Genomic DNA, 21,967 nt, shown 5'->3' on the forward strand with positions numbered 1-21,967 from the left:
GGCTAAACGGGGTGGTGGCCATGCCGGGCAGCGACAGCATGGAGCCATGCATAAACCTGCAAATGTTTTTCTGGACGCAAAAATACTATGCTTCTGATAGCTGATTCCTCAATCACAACCTGGGCTAGAGTGCGATTGCCTTGTGCATAAAAAAACCCCGCGGCCTTGGCAGGCGGCGGGGTTCTTGGATAGCAGGTTTCAGCGTTCTGAGACTGGCTTGACGTCGCGAGTGACGTAACCTGTGAACAGTTGGCGTGGGCGGCCAATTTTGTACTCGGGATCACCAATCATTTCGTTGAGCTGAGCGATCCAGCCCACGGTGCGTGCCAGCGCAAAAATACCGGTGAACAGGTTTACTGGAATGCCGATGGCGCGTTGCACGATGCCGGAGTAGAAGTCCACATTTGGGTACAGCTTGCGTTGCACGAAATAGTCGTCTTCCAATGCGATCTTCTCGAGCTCCTTGGCCAGCTTGAACAGAGGGTCGTTTTCCAGACCCAGCTCGGCCAGCACTTCGTTGCAGGTTTCCTGCATCAGCTTGGCACGTGGGTCGTAGTTCTTGTAGACGCGGTGACCAAAACCCATCAGCTTGACGCCGGAGTTCTTGTCCTTGACCTGCTCCATGAACTGGCCGACTTTGGCCACGCCGCCTTGGCGCTGGATGTCTTCGAGCATGTTCAGGCAGGCTTCGTTGGCGCCACCATGCGCCGGACCCCAAAGGCAGGCGACACCGGCCGCGATGGCCGCAAACGGGTTGGTGCCCGATGAGCCGCACAAGCGCACGGTCGAGGTGGATGCGTTTTGCTCGTGGTCAGCGTGCAGGATAAAGATCCGGTCCATGGCCCGTTCGATCACCGGGTTGACCTTGTAGTCTTCACACGGTGTGCCGAACATCATGCGCAGGAAGTTACCCGCGTAGCTGAGTTCGTTGCGCGGGTACATATAGGGTTCGCCCCTGCCGTATTTGTAGGCCATCGCCACCAGGGTGGGCATTTTGGCGATCAGACGGATCGCGGCCACATCGCGGTGCTCGGGGTTGTTGATGTCCGTGCTGTCATGGTAGAACGCGGACAGGGCACCAATCAGCCCGGTCAACACCGCCATCGGGTGGGCATCACGGCGGAAACCGCGCAGGAAAAACTGCATCTGCTCATTGACCATGGTGTGGCTGAGGACCAGCTTGTGGAAACCACTGCGTTCTGCTTGTTTGGGCAACTCGCCTTTGAGCAGCAGGTAACAGGTATCCAGGTAGTCGCACTGGGTGGCGAGCTGTTCAATCGGGTAACCGCGGTACAGCAACTCCCCTTTGTCACCATCAATGTAGGTGATGGCTGACTGGCAAGAGGCGGTGGACAGGAAACCCGGGTCATAGGTGAACATGCCGGTCTGGCCGTAGAGTTTGCGAATGTCGATGACGTCCGGGCCTACGCTGCCTTGGTACACAGGCAAATCAACGCTGGGGCTGCCGTTGGAAAACGACAGGGTGGCTTTGTTTTCAGCTAGCTTCATTTTGACCTTTCGGGTTTTCTCTCAACATATTCAACACTTCAGAAACATCGTCACGTTCCAGATCCGCCTGGACTTGCGCCAGGGTTTTGCGTCCCAGGTGCAGATCCAGCAGATCGTTGTCGCTGATCTCCATTAAAGCCATCAGACCTTGCGCGTGCTTGACAGTCAGTACAGACTCAAACCGCTTGAAAAACCGATCTACAAAAATATCGTTTTCCAGCAAGCCACGGCGACTGCGCCACTTTAGCTTGCTCAGCATTCTTTCATCGACGAGATCGTCCGGCAAGGCTGCCGCAGGTTGCTCCATAGGGTCAACCAGGTCAGATGATGCGGCGCACCATCAACTCTTTGATCTTGCCAATGGCAGCGGTGGGGTTCAAGCCCTTGGGACAGACGTCAACGCAGTTCATGATTGTGGTACAGCGGAACAAGCGGTAGGGGTCTTCCAAGTTGTCGAGTCGCTCGCTGGTGGCTTCATCACGGCTGTCGGCAATAAAGCGGTAGGCTTGCAACAAACCGGCCGGACCCACAAACTTGTCCGGATTCCACCAATACACTGGGCAGCTGGTGGAGCAGCTGGCACACAAAATACATTCGTACAAGCCATTGAGCACTTCACGCTCTTCCGGGCTTTGCAGGCGTTCTTTTTCTGGCGGACGGGTGTCATTGATCAAGTAGGGCTTGATCGAGTGGTACTGCTGGAAAAACAGGGTCATGTCCACGATCAGGTCACGGATCACCGGCAGGCCTGGCAGCGGCTTGAGGGTGATGGTGTCGGGCAGGGTGCGCAGGTTGATCAGACAGGCCAAACCGTTCTTGCCGTTGATATTCATCGCATCGGAGCCGCAAATGCCTTCACGACAGGAACGACGGTAAGACAGCGTGGGGTCAATCTCCTTGAGTTTGACCAGCGCGTCAAGCAGCATGCGTTCAGAGCCGTCAAGCTCCACCTCGATGGTCTGCATGTAGGGCTTGGCGTCGGTGTCCGGGTTGTAGCGGTAGATGTTGAAAGTGCGTTTTGCCATGATGTGCTTTCTTGTTCGGAGAGGGGCAAGATCAGAACGTGCGGACCTTGGGCGGCACAGAGGCCACCGTCAACGGCTTGAGGTTCACTGGTTTGTAGCTCAGGCTGTTGGTGTCCCGGTCCCACAAGGTGTGTTTCATCCAATTGACGTCATCACGTCCCAGGGGGCAGGTGGCGTCGTCGGCAGGGCGGTCGTAGTCGAGCACTGTGTGGGCGCCACGGCATTCGCGGCGGGCAGCGGCAGACACCATGGTGGCCTGGGCGGCTTCGATCATGTTGTCCACTTCCAGCGCTTCAATACGCGCTGTGTTGAAGATTTTGGATTTGTCGGCCAAGGTGATGTTCTTGACACGTTCGCGCATCGCTGCAATCTTGACCACCCCCTCGTCCATGCTGGCCTGGGTGCGGAACACACTGGCGTGGGTTTGCATGGTGTTGCGGATGTCATCCGCCACGACTTGGGCATATTCACCGGAGGTGGAGTTGTCCAGGCGATTCAGGCGGTCGAGGGAAATGTCAGCACCATTTTCTGGCAGGGGTTTGTGGGTGTCGTTCTCGTTGTTGAACTGGACGATGTGTTTGCCAGCGGCCCGGCCAAATACCACGATGTCGAGCAATGAGTTGGTGCCCAGGCGGTTGGCGCCGTGTACGCTAACGCAGGCGCATTCACCCACGGCATAAAGCCCCTTGACCACCTTCTGTGAACCGCTGCCGTCAGGAGTGACAACCTGGCCGTAGATATTGGTCGGGATACCACCCATCTGGTAATGGATGGTTGGCACCACGGGAATGGATTCCTTGGTGATGTCGACGTTGGCAAAGTTGTGGCCAATCTCGAACACGCTAGGCAGACGCTTGGCAATGGTTTCTGCGCCCAGGTGGGTCATGTCCAGGTTGATGTAGTTTTTGTTCGGGCCACAGCCGCGGCCTTCCTTGATTTCCTGGTCCATACAACGCGATACAAAGTCACGCGGCGCCAAGTCCTTCAAGGTGGGGGCGTAACGCTCCATAAAACGTTCGCCCGCACTGTTGCGCAAAATGGCGCCTTCGCCGCGACAGCCTTCGGTCAACAACACACCGGCGCCAGCCACGCCGGTGGGGTGGAACTGCCAGAACTCCATGTCTTGCAGCGGGATGCCGGCACGCGCGGCGATGCCCAAACCGTCGCCGGTGTTGATGAAAGCATTGGTGGATGCGGCAAAAATGCGGCCCGCACCGCCGGTCGCCAGCAACACGGACTTGGCGCGCAGCACGTGGATCTCACCGGTTTCCATCTCCAGTGCGGTCACCCCCACCACGTCACCTTCGGCGTCGCGGATCAGATCCAGCGCCATCCATTCGACAAAGAAGTTGGTGCGGGCCTTGACGTTTTGCTGGTACAGGGTATGCAGCATGGCATGGCCGGTACGGTCAGCTGCAGCGCAGGCACGTTGCACCGGCTTTTCGCCGTAGTTGGCGGTGTGACCACCAAAGGGTCGTTGGTAAATGGTGCCGTCGGCATTGCGGTCAAACGGCATGCCAAAGTGTTCCAGTTCGTACACCACTTGATTGGCCTCGCGGCACATGAACTCAATGGCGTCCTGGTCACCGAGCCAGTCGGAGCCCTTGATGGTGTCATAAAAATGGTAGTGCCAGTTGTCTTCTGCCATGTTGCCCAAGCTCGCACCAATGCCGCCCTGGGCGGCGACGGTGTGTGAGCGGGTGGGGAACACTTTGGTCAACACGGCCACGTTCAGGCCTGCGTTGGACAGGCGCAAAGAGGCGCTCATGCCGGAGCCACCGGCTCCGACGATGACAACATCAAATTTGCGCGTGGTGAGTTTGGAGGTAGCAGTCATGATGATTCTTGTGATTTGTTGATGGATAGCCCGCTTCGGCGTGTCTGTCTCGCCGGTTGGGCTGATGCCTTCTGATCAATGAAGAAGGCTTACAGGCGCCAAAGAACCTGAATGGCCCATCCCACGCAGCCAGCCAGCCAGACAATGGCAAACACGTGCAGCACAAAACGCACCGCATACGGTTTGACATAGTCCATGAAAATGTTGCGCATGCCCACCCACACGTGATAGAACAAGGACAGGAAAACGACAAAGGTCAAGGTTTTCATCCATTGCGCGGCAAAGATGCCAGCCCACAACTCATAGCTGATCGGGCCTTTGCTGAAGATGACTTGTGCCAGCAGCAAGACGGTAAAAAGAGCCAGGATGACCGCAGTCACCCGTTGCGACAACCAGTCGCGTACGCCGTAATGTGCACCAACAACTGTGCGGTGAGAGCCGTAATTGACGGACATGGGTAACTCCTGAATTAATAAAGGCCGAACAGCTTGGCGCCAAGGACAGCCGTCAAGCTGAGTGTCAAACCGAGCACCACTGCGGCGGTTTGGCGACCGAAGTCCTTGGTGACATGGTGATGATGGGTGTCCATCCACAAGTGTCGTATGCCTGCGATGAAGTGGTGCAACATGGCCCAGATCAGGCCCAGCGCGACCAGTTTCCAGAGAAACCCGGGAATGCCCAACATGCCGATGTTGAAGGCGGCTTTGAAGCGCGCAAACGAGACCTCAGACGAAATCGAGCTGTCGAACATCCAGATCACAAAAGGCATCAGGAAAAACATGATGGCGCCACTGACCCGGTGCATGCCCGAAGCCAGCGACGCCAACGGCCAGCGGTACGTGATCAAACTGGGGAATTCGATGTTGTTGAACTGGGGGCGCTTTTTTGAACTGCTCGTCGCTGTTTCAGACATAACTGGCTTTCTGTGTTTGAAGTGACTGCCTGGTCATCAGGGATGACCAACCGATGAAAATTTTATCGAAACGCACCATCATACCCCCGGTATGAAATGGTTCTTGACGCCTGTCGAAGGTCTATTGGGTGGCCCTCAAAAAGCAAAAAAGCGTCGGGCGTCGTCTGCTGTGCACTGACATGCATGGCTGCCTAGTTCATGTCATTTTGGTAGTGATGGGTGTCGGTTCGGTAATAACCTCGACGCAATTCCATGGGTTCGCTTTGGTAGGTGTAGGCAATGCGCTCCACGCTCAGAAGCGGGGTGCCCAAAGCCACGCCCAGCAGTTCCGCGTGGATGTCTGCGGCCGAGATGGCGCGAATTTTCTCTTCTGCGCGAACCATCCGGACATTAAATTCTGTCTCGAACAGGGCGTAGGTCGGACCTTTGTAACTGGCCATCCGCTCGGCGGTGAGTCCTTTGAACGGTGTGGCAGGCAGCCAGATGTCTTCGAGGATGACGGGCACACCGCCAAACCCCAGCACCCGACGGATTTGCAACACCGTGTCGCCTGCGCGCAATGCCAAGGCCTTGGCCACATCGGTGCTGGCTCGGGTCCGGCGACATTCGACGATATCGCGCTGTGCGGGCCCCTCGCTGCCGCGTGCGCCACTGTTGGGTACCAGCCGGAGAAACCTGAATTGCACTTGCTGCTCCGCGTGAGTGGCAACAAAAGTGCCTTTGCCCTGGCGACGCAGCAACAAGTTTTCGGCAGCCAGTTCGTCGATGGCCTTTCTAACGGTGCCCTGGCTGACCCGAAAGCGCGCGGCGAGTTCGATTTCGCTCGGAATGATCTCTCCGGGTTTCCATTCCCCGGAGCGCAAGCTGCCCAGAATCAAACCTTTGATCTGCTGGTACAACGGGCTGAACGCGGGCGTGGCATTGCTGCTGGTTGACACGGCGTCAACCACCGGGGTCGGTTCGCGTTCAGGGCTGGTTTCGGGCGGGGTTGGCATGGCAGGAAGCGGTTGAATTCTCAGGAATAGCTTGGCGAATCATATCTTATATAAGACATAAGACAAGTTGACGATTTTTGATTTTCGGAGGTACACTCGTTTGGCTTGGCGCAGATGGAAGTGGATCATCCGCCCCGACACCCACTGAATTTACTACCTCAATCTCTGGAGTTTTACTATGAGCAAGAAGCCTGTTCGCGTTGCTGTTACTGGTGCAGCTGGTCAAATTGGGTACGCCATTCTGTTTCGCATAGCCTCCGGTGAGATGTTGGGCAAGGATCAGCCGGTGGTGTTGAGCCTGTTGGAAGTGCCGGTTGAAAAAGCACAACAGGCGCTGCAGGGTGTGATCATGGAATTGCAGGACTGCGCTTTCCCGCTGCTGGTCGGTATCGAGGCGCACAGCGACCCGCTGGCCGCGTTCAAGGATGTGGACTACGCCCTGTTGATTGGTTCTCGCCCGCGTGGCCCGGGTATGGAGCGTGCCGAGTTGTTGGCCGTGAATGCTGAAATTTTCACCGCCCAAGGCAAGGCGCTTAATGCGGTGGCCTCGCGCAACGTCAAGGTGCTGGTGGTTGGCAACCCGGCCAATACCAATGCCTACATCGCCATGAAGAGTGCGCCGGATCTGCCGCGCAAGAACTTCACCGCCATGCTGCGTCTGGACCACAACCGCGCTTTGAGCCAATTGGCGGCCAAGACCGGCAAGGCTGTGGCAGACATCGAAAAAATGGCCGTGTGGGGCAACCATTCACCCACCATGTACGCCGACTACCGTTTCGCCACGGTCAACGGTAACAGCGTGAAAGACATGATCAACGACCATGACTGGAACGCCAACACCTTCCTGCCGACTGTGGGCAAGCGTGGTGCGGCCATCATCGCCGCACGTGGTGTTTCTTCGGCAGCTTCTGCCGCCAACGCAGCCATCGACCACATGCATGACTGGGCACTTGGCACTAACGGCAAGTGGGTCACCATGGGCATCCCGTCCAATGGCGAATATGGCATTCCCAAGGACACCATGTTTGGCTTCCCTGTCACCTGTGTTGACGGCGAGTACAAAATTGTGGAAGGCTTGGCCATTGATGCGTTCAGCCAGGAATGCATCAACAAGACGCTCAAAGAGTTGCAAGACGAACAGGCTGGCGTGGCCCATCTGCTCTGAACGCAGCTAGCTGAATCACACCAACGTGACCCATCCTCGCCATGTGCTGCTGGGCGCTGCGGTTGCAGCGCCCTTGCCGGTGTGTGACCACTACTGTGGTGTTGAGTCTCGGATGCTCAAGGCACTGGCCCTGCAGGCCGAGATGACCGAGGAGTTCGGCACCTGTGTGTTTGATGTCACGCTGGACTGTGAGGATGGCGCCCCGGTCGGGGGCGAAAAAGACCATGCATTTATGGTCTCAGCCCTTGTCAATAAAGGGCCGGTAGCTACAAAAAACACAGCAATCAATGGCGCCCGACGGGTCGCGGTGCGGGTGCATCCGGTGGACCACCCAGCGTTTGAGCAAGATGTTCAGATTGTCCTGGGTGAAGCCGGGGCGGCCTGGAGCCATCTGATGCTGCCCAAAGTTGATGGTGTTGCGGATGTGGACCGGGCAGCGCGGGTCATTGATGCGGCGCTGGCAAGCTCGAACCGTGCCCAGGCGTTGCCGCTGCATGTGTTGATCGAGTCGCCACTGGCGGTGCAGCAGGTTGCCGCCATCGCGGCGCACCCCCGGGTGCAATCCCTGAGTTTTGGCTTGATGGACTTTGTCTCGGCGCACGGTGGCGCCATTCCGGCCTCAGCGATGGCGGTGGCTGAGCCCGGTGCCCAGACCACCTATGACCAGTTCAGCCACCCGCTGGTGGTGCGTGCCAAACTCGAAGTCAGCGCCGCCAGTCATGCCTTTGGCAAGGTGCCCGCGCATTGTGTGGTGACCGAATTCAAGCGACCCGATGTGGTGCGGGCAGCCGCTTTGCGGGCCAGTCGCGAGCTGGGGTATACCCGCATGTGGAGTATCCATCCCGACCAGATTCGCCCGATTCTGGCGGCTTTTACCCCTGCGCAGAGCGAGGTCGAGCAAGCCAGTCATATCATTTGTGCCGCTCATGCGGCCGACTGGGCCCCGATTTCGGTGGCAGGCAAATTACATGACCGAGCCAGCTACCGCTATTACTGGCAAGTGCTTGAAAAAGCGTATCAAACGGCCCAACTGGATCACCAGGACCCGGCCTTCCCCTATTTTGTGTTGTGAGTTCGGTCCATGTGGACGACAGGAGATGAGATGAAGAATGTAATTCCGACGCCTACAACGCGTGGATGGTTCAAGCCCTTGGTGACGCTGATGGTCTTGGGCATGGCTGCCGCTTTGACAACGGTGCATGCCCAGCCGCCTGGCCCAGCCCCGGTCAAAAAGAAACTGGTCACGGCAAAGTCGAAAAGCCGGGTTGAACTCAAAACACAAGCCACGCAAATGGCCTCGGGCATGCGTGCTGCGGATGCCGCACTGAGCCCGCAAGAGTTGGCCATTGCCGAACGCGTCGAAGTAGGCCGGATGCCCTGTGAGTTGGGTGTTGTGGTCAATGTGGCCTCCGAGGCGGCTGCGCCAGGCTACTTTGATGTCTGGGGCAAGAATTTCAAATTCAAGATGGCTCCCGTGGTGAGCAGCACCGGTGCGATTCGGCTGGAGGACCCTGTGGCCGGTGCCGTCTGGCTGCAGCTGTCCAACAAGTCGATGCTGATGAACCACAAGACAGGCTCCCGCCTGGCCGATGCCTGCATGACCCCCATGCAAGTGGCAGTGGCAGATGCCATGACGAAAAATCCGCAGCCCAATTTGCTAGAACCTTTGCCGGTGGTGACTGAACAGACAGCGCCAACACCGGCCGCCACTGTTGCCCCAGTGAGCACGGTTCACTAAGCCGATCCGCTGCTTCCCCTCACCGCCTGTATTGCCGATTCAAAAAGGAGATTGAACTATGTTGCCAGCCTACCGCGCCCACGTTGCCGAACGTGCCTCTCTGGGTATCCCTGCCTTGCCATTGACGGCGCAACAAACGGCTGACTTGATTGAGTTGCTGAAGAACCCGCCAGCGGGTGAGGAAGCCTTCTTGCTGGACCTGATCACACATCGTGTGCCAGCCGGTGTCGATGATGCGGCCAAGGTCAAGGCCAGTTATCTGGCCGCGTTGGCGCATGGCACGGAAGTGTGTTCACTCATCAGCCGCGCTAAGGCCACCGAACTGCTGGGCACCATGCTGGGTGGTTACAACCTGACACCGCTGATTGACCTGCTGGACGATGCCGCAGTAGCGGCTGTGGCAGCCGAGGGTTTGAAAAAGACCCTGCTGATGTTTGACCAGTTCCACGATGTCAAGGACAAGGCTGACAAAGGCAATACCTTTGCCAAGGCCGTGTTGCAGAGCTGGGCCGATGCCGAGTGGTTCACCAGCCGCCCGGAAGTACCCAAGAGCATCACGCTGACCGTGCTCAAGGTCACTGGTGAGACCAACACCGACGACCTGAGCCCAGCGCCTGATGCCTGGAGCCGCCCGGACATCCCTTTGCATGCGCTAGCCATGCTCAAAAACAAACGTGATGGCATCACCCCCGAGGAAGATGGCAAACGTGGCCCGGTCAAGTTCATCGAAGACCTGCGTGCGCGTGGCAACCTGGTGGCTTATGTGGGTGACGTGGTCGGCACAGGCTCCAGCCGCAAATCAGCCACCAACAGTGTGTTGTGGTTCACCGGCGAAGACATTCCCTTTGTGCCCAACAAGCGTTTTGGTGGTGTCTGTCTGGGCTCCAAGATCGCCCCGATTTTCTACAACACGATGGAAGACGCGGGTGCCCTGCCCATTGAGCTTGACGTCAGCCAGATGGCCATGGGTGACACCATCGAGCTGCGCCCTTATGAAGGAGAAGCGCTGAAGGGCGGCGTTGTCATTGCGGAGTTCACTCTCAAAAGTGAAGTGCTGTTTGACGAAGTCCGCGCTGGTGGCCGCATTCCCCTGATCATCGGCCGTGGCCTGACAGCCAAGGCGCGTGAGGCGCTGGGCCTGCCGGTGTCGACCCTGTTCCGCCTGCCACAAAACCCGAAAGCCACAGGCAAGGGCTTTACCCTGGCGCAAAAAATGGTCGGCCGCGCCTGTGGTCTGCCCGAAGGCCAGGGCGTCTTGCCCGGTACCTACTGCGAACCCAAGATGACCAGCGTGGGCTCACAGGACACCACCGGTCCGATGACCCGCGACGAGTTGAAGGACCTGGCTTGCCTGGGCTTCAGCGCCGATTTGGTGATGCAGTCCTTCTGCCACACGGCGGCTTACCCCAAGCCGATCGACGTCAAGATGCACCACGAGTTGCCGGAGTTCATCAGCAACCGCGGTGGTATCCCGCTGCGCCCGGGTGACGGCATCATCCACAGTTGGCTCAACCGCATGTTATTGCCTGACACCGTGGGCACAGGTGGCGACAGCCACACCCGTTTCCCGATTGGCATCAGTTTCCCGGCAGGTTCTGGCTTGGTGGCTTTTGGTGCCGCCACCGGCGTCATGCCGCTGGACATGCCCGAGAGTGTGCTGGTGCGCTTCAAAGGCAAGATGCAGCCCGGCGTCACATTGCGTGATCTGGTCAACGCCATCCCGCTGTATGCCATCAAGTCGGGCGAACTGACCGTGGCCAAACAAGGCAAGAAAAACGTGTTCTCTGGGCGCATTCTGGAGATTGAAGGCCTGCCCGACCTCAAGGTCGAACAGGCGTTTGAACTCAGCGACGCATCCGCTGAACGCAGCGCCGCAGGCTGCACTGTGCATCTGAACAAAGAGCCGATCATTGAGTACATCAACAGCAACATCGTCATGCTCAAGTGGATGATTGCCAATGGTTACTCGGACGTGCGCACCATCAACCGCCGCATCAAAGCCATGGAAGCCTGGTTGGCCAACCCGCAGCTGCTCAAAGCCGATGCGGATGCCGAGTACGCCAGTGTGATCGAGATCGACCTGGCAGACATCCATGAACCCATCGTGGCCTGCCCGAACGATCCGGATGACGTCAAGACCCTGTCGGATGTGGCCGGTGCCAAGATCGACGAGGTGTTCATTGGCTCCTGCATGACCAACATCGGGCATTTCCGCGCAGCGTCGAAGCTGCTCGAAAATAAACGTGACATCCCGGTCAAGCTGTGGATGGCACCACCGACCAAGATGGATGCCAAACAACTGACCGAAGAAGGTCACTACGGCGTGTTGGGCAGTGCCGGTGCACGCATGGAAATGCCGGGCTGTAGCCTGTGTATGGGCAACCAGGCACAGGTCAAGGAAGGTGCCACGGTGTTTTCCACCTCCACCCGCAACTTCCCGAACCGCCTGGGTAAAAACAGCAATGTGTACTTGGGCAGTGCCGAGTTGGCCGCGATCTGCTCCAAGCTGGGTCGTATCCCGACCAAGGACGAGTACATGGCCGACATGGGCGTGCTCACAGCGGCCAGTGGCAAGATCTACCAGTACCTGAACTTTGACAAGGTGAAGGACTACACCGACGCCGCCAACGGTGTCAAAGACGCTGCTTGTGCTTGAGTCTGATCTAGCCCTCTACCCGATTCACCTGTGACAGGTGCTGTGCCCCGCAATCCTGGTTGCGGGGCATTTTCGTTGTTGCGGTGCAGCAAATTGCCACGGTTAAACTCCTGCTGTTAACAGTTTGTTCATCAAACTGACTTATTCCCCAAGGAGATACCGTGTTTTTTGGCAAGCTGCTTCCGCGAGATACCAATTTTTTCACCATGTTCAACCAGCATGCCGACCACATTGTGGTGGCGGCCAAGGCTTTTTCGAACTTGGTGGCCAACTACAGCGACGTTGAGCTGCGTGAGAAGTACCACCGCGAAGTCAACCATGCCGAAGGTGCGGCAGACCGTGTCACCCACGAGGTCAACAAAGCCATTCACAAAACCTTCATTACACCGATTGACCGTGAACAAATCCATGGCCTGATCAACACCATGGATGACGTGGCCGATTTGATTCAGGACTCGGCCGAAACCATGGCCTTGTACGACATCCACCACATGACGGACGAGATCAAGCGGTTGACCGACTTGAGTGTCAAATGTTGTGAGCGTTTGCGTGATGCGGTGTATTTGCTGAGCAAGATCGCCGAAGCAACCACCGCTGAAGCCGCTCTGAAGACCTGTGATGAGATCGACAAACTGGAGAGTGACGCAGACCGTGTCTTGCGCACTGCAATGAGTAAGTTGTTCCGCGAAGAACCTGATGTGCGTGAGCTGATCAAGCTCAAGGCCATTTATGAATTGTTGGAAACCATCACCGACCGCTGTGAGGACGTGGCCAATCTGATCGAGGGCATCATCCTCGAGAATTCCTGATCAACGGTGGCACTTTAGTTATGGAAACTGTGCAAACCGCTGCGTGGGTGGTCGTCGTCCTGGTGTTGATGGCGGTGGTGTTCGACTTCATGAACGGGTTTCATGATGCCGCCAACTCCATCGCCACGGTGGTCTCCACCGGTGTGCTCAAGCCTGGTCAGGCCGTTGTTTTTGCGGCATTTTTTAATGTCGTTGCCATCTTCATTTTTCACTTGAGTGTGGCTGCTACCGTTGGCAAGGGCACGGTCCTGCCCGGCATTGTGGACACCCATGTGGTGTTTGGGGCGCTTGTGGGGGCCATCACCTGGAATTTCATCACCTGGTATTACGGTATTCCGAGCAGTTCATCCCATGCCCTGATTGGCGGGATTGCCGGGGCCGCGATTGCCAAAGCCGGTGTGGCGTCCTTGATCATCTCGGGCATCATGAAGACTGTGATCTTCATCTTTGTGTCGCCTTTGCTGGGGTTCCTGCTGGGCTCCATCATGATGGTATTGGTGTCGTGGCTGTGCCGAGACTATCGTCCCCTGAAGGTCGACAAATGGTTTCGGCGACTGCAACTGGTTTCCGCCGGTGCCTATAGCCTCGGGCATGGTGGCAACGACGCGCAGAAGACCATTGGCATCATCTGGATGCTGCTGATTGCCACGGGGTATGCGCAGGCGGGCGACAGTTCTCCGCCGAACTGGGTGGTGGTTATTTGTTATTCGGCCATCGGGATGGGCACCATGCTGGGTGGCTGGCGCATCGTGAAAACCATGGGCCAGAAGATCACCAAGCTCAAGCCGGTGGGTGGGTTTTGTGCCGAGACCGGTGGCGCGCTGACACTGTTTTTGGCAACCGCGATGGGCGTTCCGGTGTCCACCACCCACACCATCACCGGTGCCATTGTGGGTGTGGGCTCCACACGGCGCGCCAGCGCGGTGCGCTGGGGTGTTGCCGGCAACATCATCTGGGCTTGGATTCTGACCATCCCGGCCAGCGCTTTTGTGGCTGCGGTGGCCTACTGGATCAGCCTGCAGGTGTTCTAGGGCTTGTGAGTCTGGTGTTACTCGGGTGCTGTGGTGTTGCCCAAGCCCAGTGCTCTGTCCATCAGCACCACATCCAGCCAGCGGTCAAACTTCCAGCCGCAGGCCTCCAGGATGCCCACATGGCGGAAACCTGCGCTGCGATGCACCCCAATGGACCCAGCATTGGCTGAATCACCGATCACCGCAATCATTTTGCGCACACCAGCCAGCTCGGCCTGGCGCAAGAGCTCTGCCATCAGGGCTCGGCCCAAACCGCTGCCAGCAGCCTCGGGCGCGATGTAAATCGAGTCCTCTGCTGAGAACCGGTAGGCCGGTCTTGGCTTGAACCAGTTGCAATAGGCATAACCCAGAACCCGCTCACCGTCGGCGGCCACCAGATAGGGCAGGCCTTTGTTGATCACATCGGCACGGCGTTGCGCTATGTCGTTTTCGCTCGGTGGTTCGACCTCAAAGGTGCCGGTGCCGTGCAACACGTGGTGGGCATAAATGGCGGTGATGTGGGGGATGTCGTCGAGGGTGCTGGGGCGAATGGTTGGCATGGTGTTGGAACAGATATAATACTGGGTTGTCTGACGTGTCGCTGGCCGGGTGGTCAAGTCGCGTGTCTCAAACGTCGGGCTCGGTGCCAATTTTCGTGGAATTCAAAAGCCACTTCCCAAAGGATCAATTATGGTCGTCATTCGACTCGCCCGTGGCGGTGCTAAGGCTCGCCCGTTCTTCAATATCGTGGTTGCTGACAAGCGCACCCGTCGTGATGGTCGCTTCATTGAACGCATCGGTTTTTACAACCCGATCGCCACTGCCAATGAAGAAAGCATCCGTATCGCCCAGGACCGCCTGACCTACTGGCGCAGTGTTGGTGCTCAAGCGTCGCCCACTGTGGAGCGTTTGGTGAACCAGGCTGCCAAAAAAGCTGCCTGAGAGTGAGTATGCTGCCCGGCCTTGAGGCTGCCGAACTGCCGGCAGACGCCATCGAAGTCGGGCGCATCGCAGACGCCTGGGGCGTCAAGGGCTGGTTCAAGGTCCTGCCTTATAGCGCCGATCCCGAGGCGCTTTTTTCTTCCAAGCGCTGGTTCCTGCTGCCCACCGAGAAAGGTGTCAAAACCTTTGACGGTGTTGGGCAGCTCAAAATCAAAGAAGCCAAACCCCATTCGGACACCGTGGTGGCCTCTGCGCACGAGGTGGATGACCGCACTGCGGCCGATGCTCTGCGTGGTGCGCGTATTTTTATCGCCAAGTCGAGTTTTCCGACACCTCAGAAAGATGAGTATTACTGGGTCGACTTGATCGGGCTGGCTGTGGTCAACCGTGAGGGTCTGAGCCTGGGGCAAGTCTCTGAACTGCTGTCCACCGGCCCACAAACCGTGCTCGTGATGCAGGATCAGGTTAACGGCCAGACCCTGCAGCGGATGATTCCTTTTGTCGCGGCCTATGTCGATGATGTGGATCTGGCTGCCCGACGCATCCTAGTGGACTGGCAACCCGACTACTGAGGCACACATCATGCAATTTGATGTGGTCACGCTTTTTCCTGAGCTGTTTGCCCCGTTTTTGACGACCGGGATCACCCGACGTGCGTTTGAATCAGGCCAGGTCAAGGTCAAGCTGAGCAATCCCCGCGACTATGCCGAAGGCAATTACCGTCGGGTCGATGACCGGCCGTTTGGCGGGGGGCCGGGCATGGTCATGATGGCTGAGCCGTTGTCGCACTGTGTGGCACGTCTGCGTGAGGAGCGGGCTGATGACGCCCCGGTGGTGTTGTTTTCCCCTATCGGTCAGCCTCTGACCCACACCGCGGTCACCCGCTGGGCCCGCAGTCAGGGGGCGATCTTGTTGTGTGGTCGTTACGAGGGGCTGGACCAGCGTTTTATCGACACCCATGTGACCGAGCAGATCAGCTTGGGTGATTTTGTGCTGTCGGGTGGCGAGATTGCAGCCATGGCCCTGCTCGATGCGGTGGCACGGCTACAACCAGGTGTGCTCAGTGATGCGGACAGCCATGCCCAGGACAGCTTCAACCCGGCGCTGGACGGTTTGCTGGACTGCCCGCACTACACCCGCCCTGAGGTCTGGCAGGGCAGGGCTGTTCCCGAGGTGCTGTTATCGGGCCACCACCTGCGTATTGAACGCTGGCGGCGTGACCAACGTTTGATACTGACAGCCAGACTGCGTCCGGATGTGCTGGCCCAAGCCCGACAAGCCGGTTTGCTGAGCTCCGAAGACGAGGCTGTGCTGCTCAGGCTATAATAGCAGGCTAACCGATCCTCTGCGGGGCCGCTCAAGCGCATGTCGCCTTGGGCCTGTGTCAATCCTGATACTGGCGCTTGCAAGATCATTTGAGGTCTTTTATGAATCTGATTCAAATCCTTGAGCAAGAAGAAATTGCTCGTCTGAACAAGACAGTGCCCGACTTTGGCCCTGGTGACACCGTGGTTGTCAGCCTGAATGTGGTTGAAGGTACGCGCAAACGTGTCCAGGCCTATGAAGGTGTCGTGATTGCCAAGCGCAACCGCGGTCTCAACAGCGGCTTCACCGTTCGCAAGATCTCCAGCGGCGAAGGTGTTGAACGTACGTTCCAAACCTACAGCCCGCTGATCGCCAGCATCGAAGTCAAGCGCCGTGGTGACGTGCGCCGTGCCAAGCTGTACTACTTGCGCGACCGCAGCGGCAAGTCGGCACGTATCAAGGAAAAACTGCCGGCCCGCAAGGTCGCGGTTGTGGCCGCATAAGGCAGCCCATGCCTCCCAAAAAACCGCCTGCTGGTGACAGTGGCGGTTTTTTTACGTCTGCGTGTGAGCTTTCATGACTTCCGCACCCGTGATGGACCCTCGCCAGGTGCCGGTGATTCAGGTGGACACCCATTTGCCCCCAGTGCCTGTAGCCAGGCTGCAGCCCGATGCCTTGCGTCAGCGTTTTTTGGCGCCCCCGGTTTGGCAACCTGAGTTGGTGGTTGAAAGAAAATTCATGGACCGCGCGCCGATGCACGCGGCGGTGCTGATACCCATCGTGATGCACACGGAACCCACCGTGCTGCTGACCCAGCGTCCCGCGCACATGTCCACCCATGCAGGACAGATCGCTTTTCCGGGTGGCAAGGTCGATGCAGAGGATGTTGATGCCATCGCCGCCGCCCGGCGCGAAGCCTATGAGGAAGTCGGGCTGGCACCGGATGGGCTGGAAGTGCTGGGTCAGTTGCCGCTCTACACCACCGGTTCTGCATTTTTGGTAACCCCGGTGGTGGCACTACTGCAACCCGGCCTGCGCCTGCAGCCCAATGCCGATGAAGTGTCGGATGTGTTCGAGGTGCCGCTCTCCTTCCTGATGGACCCGGCCCATCACCATCACCATCAGCTGCTGTGGCAGGGGGTGGAGCGTCACTGGTTGTCCATGCCATATCAGGACGGCTCGCAGGAGCGGTACATCTGGGGTGCCACCGCAGGCATGCTGCGTAACTTTTACCGGTTTTTGAGCGCCTGAGGCCAGAGCCAGCCGGGCGCAGCCGCTATGATCATTGCATGAGCTTCATCTCGGTGCTTTTTGCCTTGCTGCTGGAACAGGCGCGGCCTTTGGGTCGTGGCAATCCGATCCACATGGCCATGCGGTCTTGGGTGCGCTGGTGCGCGCGCATGCTCGATGCTGGCAAGCCGGTGCATGGCTGGCTGGTCTGGTACTTGGCGGTGGGTGGGCCCGCACTGGCGGCGCTGCTGATCTACTGGCTGCTGGGTTTTTTTGTCAGCTGGGCGCTGGCGGTGCTCTGGAGTGCGCTGGTGCTCTACACCTCGCTCGGCTTTCGCCAGTTCAGTTTCCATTTCACCCAGATCCGTGACGCCCTGGCCGAGGGTGACGATGCCAAGGCGCGTCGCCTGCTGGCCGACTGGCAGCACATGGATGCCCGCGATCTGCCGCGCACCGAAATCATCGGGCAGGTGATTGAAATCTCGGTATTGGCAGCACACCGCCATGTGTTTGGGGTGCTGGCCTGGTTTTCGGTGCTGGCGGTGTTGGGACTGGGGCCCACCGGGGCGGTGTTGTACCGCCTGGCCGAGTTTGTCGCCCGTTACTGGCAACACCAAAGTCAGGCGCACCTGCAACCTGTCAGCCGTGCCGCGCAAGACAATGCCCACCACGCCTGGGCGTTGATGGATTGGGTACCTGCCCGCCTCACCGCCATCAGTTTTGCGGTGGTCGGCAATTTTGAGGAAGCCATCGACAGCTGGCGGCGCTTCGCCCAGCAAGGCCGCCCCAGCAACGACGGTCTGGTGCTGGCGGCCATGTCGGGTGCGGTGAACATCGCTTTGCGTGGCAGCAGTGCACGTGCTTACATGCCCAGCCCAAGCGCGGCCATGCCGCTGGACGAGGATGTGTCGGCCGGTCGCCCCGGTCCTGAGCTGCAGCATCTGGCGGTGGTGGTGGGGCTGGTGTGGCGCACCGTGGTCATGTGGGTGCTGATGCTGGCCTTGTTGACGCTGGCCCGGCTGCTGGGCTAGTTTGTAAGAGAAATTGGCCTCTAGCCCTTATGGATAAAGGGCATGTAGCTCTTTATTTTGAAGTGATTCCTGATGTCGTCGTCCTTCTACAGTCCGGTGTTGGCGCAGCTGGTGCCGTATTTGCCCGGTGAGCAGCCCAAGATCGAGCGTCTGGTCAAACTCAACACCAACGAGAACCCTTATCCGCCGTCACCCCGTGTGGTGGCGGCCATCACGCAGGCGGCACAACAGGGCCTGCAGCTTTACCCTGACCCCGAATCGAGCGCCTTGCGCCAGGCCATCGCCACACAGCTTGGGTTGGCCGAGCAACATGTGTTTGTTGGCAATGGTTCGGACGAGGTGCTGGCACACGCATTTTTTGCCTTCTTCCAGCAGGCGCATCCGCTGCTGATGCCCGACATCAGCTACAGCTTCTACCAGGTCTACTGTCGGCTCTACGGCATCAGCGCCCAGACCGTGCCCTTGCGTGAGGGTTTGCGCCTGGCCGTGGCCGACTACGCGCTGGCGCCGGGCCAGTCGGTGGCCGGTGTGGTGGTCGCCAACCCGAATGCGCCGACCGGCATCGGTTTGCCGCTGGCCGACATCGAGCAACTGCTGCAGCTGCACCCTACATCGGTGGTGCTGGTGGACGAGGCCTATGTCGACTTTGGCGGCCAGAGCGCGGTGCCTTTGATTGCGCGTTATCCGAACCTGCTGGTGGTGCACACCTTGTCCAAATCGCGCTCACTGGCGGGTTTGCGCATTGGTTACGCCTGTGGCCAGGCGCACCTGATCGAGGCGCTGACGCGGGTCAAAAACAGCTTCAACTCCTACCCGCTGGACCGCTTGGCGATTGCCGGTGGGGTGGCGGCATTGGAAGACACGGCTTATTTCGAGCGTACCCGCCAGCAGGTGATGAGCAGCCGTGAAGGCCTGGTGCTGGCCCTCGAAGACCTCGGCTTTGAGGTCTTGCCCTCGCAAGCCAACTATGTGTTTGCCCGGCACCCGTTGTTTGACGCGGCGACTTTGGCCGCTGGCCTGCGCTCACATGGCGTGCTGGTGCGCCACTTCAAGCAGCCACGCATCGAGCAGTACCTGCGCATCAGTGTGGGCACACCGCAGCAATGTGATGCCTTGTTGCAGGCGCTGGCATCGCTGCTGCAAGCGTCGTAGTCGCGCTTCAGTAACGCCGGATCTGTTTCAGTTCGGCGTACAGCTCACTGTATATTTTGTAGCGGTTAGCGCTTATTTCACCTGGGCTAGAGGCCGATTCGACCGCAGCCATAACGCCACAACCGGGTTCGTGCAAATGGCTGCAGTTGTAAAACTTGCAGTGCGCCACATGCGGTTTGAGGTCGGGCATGTAGGCGGCCAGCTGGGCCGGGTCGATGTGGTTCAGCCCAAATTCCTGAAACCCCGGCGAGTCCAGCAGCGCGGTGGTCTTGTCGCCATCGAGCCAATACCAGGTGGTGCTGGTGGTGGTGTGTTTGCCCGAGTTCAGCGCTTGTGACAGTTCGCCGGTTTGTGCCAGCGCGCCCGGAATCAGGCTGTTGATCAGCGTGCTTTTGCCCGCGCCCGAGGGGCCCAGCACCAGCGTGGTTTTGCCGCTCAGGCGTTGCAGCAGGGCGTCCCGGTCGGTCTCGGTTTTGTGCACCATGGCCAGCGGCAATACGTCGTAACCCATCTGCCGGTAGGGCGCCAGCCAGGCCCAGGCACGGGCAAAGGGTGCGCTCAAATCACTTTTGTTGAGCGCAATGATTGGCGTGATGTGCTGCTCTTCGGCGGCAATCAGTGCGCGCGAGAGTTGGCTGCTGGAGAACTCGGGTTCGGCCGCGATCAGGATCAGCACCTGGTCCAGGTTGGCGGCAAAGGATTTGGTGCGCACCTCGTCCTGACGGTAAAACAGGTTGCGCCGGGGCTCGATTTTCTCGATCGTGCCCTCGTCCTGCGAGGCCTGCCACCACACCCGGTCACCCACCACGCCCTGGCTTTTTTTGCCGCGTGAGTGGCAGATGCGCCGCTCGCCCAAGGCGCTTTCGACCAGGAAATGGCGGCCATAGTTGGCCACAATCAGGCCGTTTTGCAAGTTGGGTGTCGCCATCAGCTGGCGATGGTCTCGGGCTGCAGATCGTCCACCCGCTTGGCGCAGGCAAAGTCGGCGGGCGAAATGCCGTGCACGTCGTGGGTACGCCAGCGCACCAGGCATTGGCGCGGTTGCACGATCAGCTCGGGGTGGTGGTCTTCGGAATGGGCGATGAAGGCCACCGCGTTCACAAAGGCCACGGTCTGGTAGTAATTGGCAAAACCAAAAGGCTTCTCGATGGCCAGGCTGTCGCCGTCACCCGAGAGGGTCCAGCCTTCCAGTTTGGCCAGATTTGCTACTATCTCTGTAGCTTTGAGCGCTCGTGTTGTATGGGCTACACGCATATTTCCTCACTAAGTTGGCGAGAGTGGTGGCAGTCTTGACGCGCGGCCTAGGCCGGTGTCGGCAGCATACGCGCCAGCCGCTCCGAGGCGCTGGGGTGCGAGTAATAGAACGCCACGTACACCGGATCGGGCGTCAGGGTAGAGGCATTGTCCTCGTAAAGCTTGAGCAAAGCGGTGGATAAATCTTGCCCGCTGGTCTGCTGCATGGCGTAGGCGTCGGCCTCAAATTCGTGTTTGCGCGACAGCTGGGCCAACAATGGCGAGACAAAAAAGCTGAACACCGGCATCACCAACAGAAACAGCAGCAGCGCCAGCGCGTCATTGGGGGCGGTCAGATTGGGCATCACCCCCAGACCGGTGTAGAACCAGGTTTGGGTGGCCAGCCAGCCCAGCAGGGCAAACCCGGCCAGACTCATCGCAAACATCGACACAATGCGTTTGATGATGTGTTTGTGTTTGAAATGGCCCAGCTCATGCGCCAGCACCGCGTCCACCTCGGCCGGGCTCAGCTTGGAGAGCAGGGTGTCAAAAAACACCACCCGTTTGGCGGCGCCAAAACCGGTGAAGTAGGCGTTGGCATGGGCGCTGCGTTTGCTGCCATCCATCACAAACAGGCCCTTGGCTGAAAAACCGCAGCGCTGCATCAAGGCCGTGACCCGCGCCTTGACGGCGTCGTCCTGCAGCGGGGTGAATTTATTGAACATCGGCGCAATCAGGGTGGGGTAGATCACCAGCAACAGCAGGTTAAACCCCATCCACACACACCAGGCCCACAACCACCACAGGCCGCCGCTGGCGCCCATCATCCACAGGATCAGCGCCGCAATCGGCAGGCCAATCAAGGCGCCGATCAGGCTACCTTTGACCATGTCCATCAGCCACAGCTTGAGCGTTGTTTTGTTAAAGCCAAACTGCTCCTCCAGCACAAAGGTCTGGTAGAGCGACAGTGGCAGGTCGATCAGGCCGCTGATCAGCGCAAAGCCGACCAACACCGCCAGCTGTTGCAGCAAACCCACACCCAGCCAGGGCGCCAGCCACTGGTTCAGCGCGGACAGGCCACCCAGCAGCGTCCAGCCCAGCAAAACCACCGCACCCAGTGCCATCTCCACCAAACCGACACGTGCTTTCGCCACGGTGTAGTCAGCGGCTTTCTGATGTGCGACCAGGGTGATGGTCTGGGCAAAAGCGGCGGGCACTTGGTCTCGGTGCTGGGCCACATGGCGGATCTGGCGTGAACTGAGCCAGAATTTGAGCAACAAGCCCAGCATCAGCACCGTGGCAAACACCACCGTCAAGCGCAGGGACGGGTCGAAAAACAGGTTTGTGTCGTGCATGGCGCCGAAGTTTAGGTGATGGGCGACAATTTGCCCCATGCCTACCTCCCACGTCCCCACCC

The 21,967-nt window shown here is 58.7% G+C and carries 24 protein-coding genes; 13 read left to right on the top strand and 11 right to left on the bottom strand.

Annotation, left to right across the window (positions count from 1 at the left end; all coding sequences use genetic code 11):
• Positions 1–198: 198 nt before the first annotated feature.
• From KKO72_RS04475 to KKO72_RS04505, 7 genes are all read right to left on the bottom strand, one after another.
• Positions 199–1,509 carry a citrate synthase gene (locus KKO72_RS04475; protein WP_214935838.1) on the bottom strand — a complete coding sequence of 437 codons (1,311 nt, stop codon included), beginning with the start codon at positions 1,507–1,509 and terminating at the stop codon, positions 199–201.
• Positions 1,496–1,816 (bottom strand): succinate dehydrogenase assembly factor 2, encoded by a 321-nt coding sequence (locus KKO72_RS04480; RefSeq protein WP_214935841.1) that lies wholly within the window; start codon positions 1,814–1,816, stop codon positions 1,496–1,498. The genes KKO72_RS04475 and KKO72_RS04480 overlap by 14 nt, the downstream gene beginning before the upstream one ends.
• Positions 1,817–1,829: 13 nt before the next feature.
• Positions 1,830–2,534, bottom strand: coding sequence for a succinate dehydrogenase iron-sulfur subunit (locus tag KKO72_RS04485; RefSeq protein ID WP_078364037.1), 705 nt, complete (start codon positions 2,532–2,534; stop codon positions 1,830–1,832).
• Between the two features lie 31 nt (positions 2,535–2,565).
• Positions 2,566–4,371, bottom strand: coding sequence for a succinate dehydrogenase flavoprotein subunit (sdhA, locus tag KKO72_RS04490; protein WP_214935843.1), 1,806 nt, complete (start codon positions 4,369–4,371; stop codon positions 2,566–2,568).
• An 89-nt stretch (positions 4,372–4,460) separates the two neighbouring features.
• Positions 4,461–4,826, bottom strand: a complete 366-nt coding sequence (gene sdhD / locus KKO72_RS04495) for a succinate dehydrogenase, hydrophobic membrane anchor protein (RefSeq protein ID WP_078364035.1) — start codon at positions 4,824–4,826, stop codon at positions 4,461–4,463.
• Between the two features lie 14 nt (positions 4,827–4,840).
• Positions 4,841–5,284, bottom strand: a complete 444-nt coding sequence (gene sdhC, locus KKO72_RS04500; protein WP_214935844.1) for a succinate dehydrogenase, cytochrome b556 subunit — start codon at positions 5,282–5,284, stop codon at positions 4,841–4,843.
• Positions 5,285–5,475: 191 nt separating this feature from the next.
• On the bottom strand, positions 5,476–6,279 hold the full coding sequence (locus KKO72_RS04505) for a GntR family transcriptional regulator (protein WP_214935846.1): 804 nt from the start codon (positions 6,277–6,279) through the stop codon (positions 5,476–5,478).
• A 178-nt stretch (positions 6,280–6,457) separates the two neighbouring features.
• Here KKO72_RS04505 and KKO72_RS04510 point away from each other — a divergent pair, with 178 nt between their 5' ends.
• From KKO72_RS04510 to KKO72_RS04535, 6 genes are all read left to right on the top strand, one after another.
• A complete protein-coding gene (locus KKO72_RS04510; RefSeq protein WP_214935848.1) occupies positions 6,458–7,444 on the top strand; it encodes a malate dehydrogenase in 987 nt (328 codons plus the stop codon).
• A gap of 25 nt (positions 7,445–7,469) precedes the next feature.
• Positions 7,470–8,516: a CoA ester lyase gene (locus KKO72_RS04515; RefSeq protein WP_371736816.1), complete on the top strand. Its 1,047-nt coding sequence runs from the start codon at positions 7,470–7,472 to the stop codon at positions 8,514–8,516.
• A 30-nt stretch (positions 8,517–8,546) separates the two neighbouring features.
• Positions 8,547–9,182, top strand: coding sequence for a hypothetical protein (locus KKO72_RS04520; protein WP_214935850.1), 636 nt, complete (start codon positions 8,547–8,549; stop codon positions 9,180–9,182).
• 58 nt (positions 9,183–9,240) lie between these two features.
• Positions 9,241–11,838, top strand: a complete 2,598-nt coding sequence (gene acnB / locus KKO72_RS04525) for a bifunctional aconitate hydratase 2/2-methylisocitrate dehydratase (protein ID WP_214935851.1) — start codon at positions 9,241–9,243, stop codon at positions 11,836–11,838.
• A gap of 161 nt (positions 11,839–11,999) precedes the next feature.
• Positions 12,000–12,647, top strand: coding sequence for a DUF47 domain-containing protein (locus tag KKO72_RS04530; RefSeq protein WP_214935852.1), 648 nt, complete (start codon positions 12,000–12,002; stop codon positions 12,645–12,647).
• A 20-nt stretch (positions 12,648–12,667) separates the two neighbouring features.
• Positions 12,668–13,678 carry an inorganic phosphate transporter gene (locus KKO72_RS04535; RefSeq protein WP_214935854.1) on the top strand — a complete coding sequence of 337 codons (1,011 nt, stop codon included), beginning with the start codon at positions 12,668–12,670 and terminating at the stop codon, positions 13,676–13,678.
• A 17-nt stretch (positions 13,679–13,695) separates the two neighbouring features.
• Here KKO72_RS04535 and KKO72_RS04540 read toward each other — a convergent pair whose 3' ends face one another.
• A complete protein-coding gene (locus tag KKO72_RS04540) occupies positions 13,696–14,217 on the bottom strand; it encodes a GNAT family N-acetyltransferase (protein WP_214935856.1) in 522 nt (173 codons plus the stop codon).
• A 130-nt stretch (positions 14,218–14,347) separates the two neighbouring features.
• On the opposite strand from KKO72_RS04540, the gene rpsP reads away from it, so the two are divergent.
• The 7 genes from rpsP (at position 14,348) to hisC (ending at position 19,317) form a co-directional block, all read left to right on the top strand.
• The gene (gene rpsP / locus KKO72_RS04545; protein WP_078364027.1) at positions 14,348–14,599 is read left to right on the top strand and encodes a 30S ribosomal protein S16; all 252 of its coding nucleotides are present in this window, start codon (positions 14,348–14,350) and stop codon (positions 14,597–14,599) included.
• An 8-nt stretch (positions 14,600–14,607) separates the two neighbouring features.
• Positions 14,608–15,171, top strand: coding sequence for a ribosome maturation factor RimM (gene rimM, locus KKO72_RS04550; RefSeq protein WP_214935858.1), 564 nt, complete (start codon positions 14,608–14,610; stop codon positions 15,169–15,171).
• 10 nt (positions 15,172–15,181) lie between these two features.
• A complete protein-coding gene (trmD, locus tag KKO72_RS04555) occupies positions 15,182–15,925 on the top strand; it encodes a tRNA (guanosine(37)-N1)-methyltransferase TrmD (RefSeq protein ID WP_214935860.1) in 744 nt (247 codons plus the stop codon).
• Positions 15,926–16,026: 101 nt separating this feature from the next.
• On the top strand, positions 16,027–16,407 hold the full coding sequence (gene rplS, locus KKO72_RS04560; protein WP_214935862.1) for a 50S ribosomal protein L19: 381 nt from the start codon (positions 16,027–16,029) through the stop codon (positions 16,405–16,407).
• A gap of 73 nt (positions 16,408–16,480) precedes the next feature.
• The gene (locus KKO72_RS04565) at positions 16,481–17,155 is read left to right on the top strand and encodes a CoA pyrophosphatase (protein ID WP_214935864.1); all 675 of its coding nucleotides are present in this window, start codon (positions 16,481–16,483) and stop codon (positions 17,153–17,155) included.
• Positions 17,156–17,193: 38 nt separating this feature from the next.
• Positions 17,194–18,165 (top strand): CobD/CbiB family protein, encoded by a 972-nt coding sequence (locus KKO72_RS04570; protein ID WP_214935866.1) that lies wholly within the window; start codon positions 17,194–17,196, stop codon positions 18,163–18,165.
• A 72-nt stretch (positions 18,166–18,237) separates the two neighbouring features.
• Positions 18,238–19,317, top strand: coding sequence for a histidinol-phosphate transaminase (gene hisC, locus KKO72_RS04575; RefSeq protein ID WP_214935868.1), 1,080 nt, complete (start codon positions 18,238–18,240; stop codon positions 19,315–19,317).
• 7 nt (positions 19,318–19,324) lie between these two features.
• Here the strand turns inward: hisC and rsgA are convergent, their stop codons facing one another.
• The 3 genes from rsgA to KKO72_RS04590 are packed head-to-tail and all read right to left on the bottom strand — an operon-like array spanning position 19,325 to position 21,905.
• Complete coding sequence (gene rsgA, locus KKO72_RS04580; protein WP_214935870.1) at positions 19,325–20,245, bottom strand: ribosome small subunit-dependent GTPase A; 921 nt, start codon at positions 20,243–20,245, stop codon at positions 19,325–19,327.
• Positions 20,245–20,571: a 4a-hydroxytetrahydrobiopterin dehydratase gene (locus KKO72_RS04585; RefSeq protein ID WP_214935872.1), complete on the bottom strand. Its 327-nt coding sequence runs from the start codon at positions 20,569–20,571 to the stop codon at positions 20,245–20,247. Before KKO72_RS04585 ends, rsgA begins: the two co-directional genes overlap by 1 nt.
• 47 nt (positions 20,572–20,618) lie before the next feature.
• Complete coding sequence (locus tag KKO72_RS04590; RefSeq protein WP_251140443.1) at positions 20,619–21,905, bottom strand: M48 family metallopeptidase; 1,287 nt, start codon at positions 21,903–21,905, stop codon at positions 20,619–20,621.
• Positions 21,906–21,967: the final 62 nt, after the last annotated feature.

This window comes from Rhodoferax sp. U11-2br, from assembly GCF_018619435.1.
GTDB lineage: Bacteria > Pseudomonadota > Gammaproteobacteria > Burkholderiales > Burkholderiaceae_C > Rhodoferax.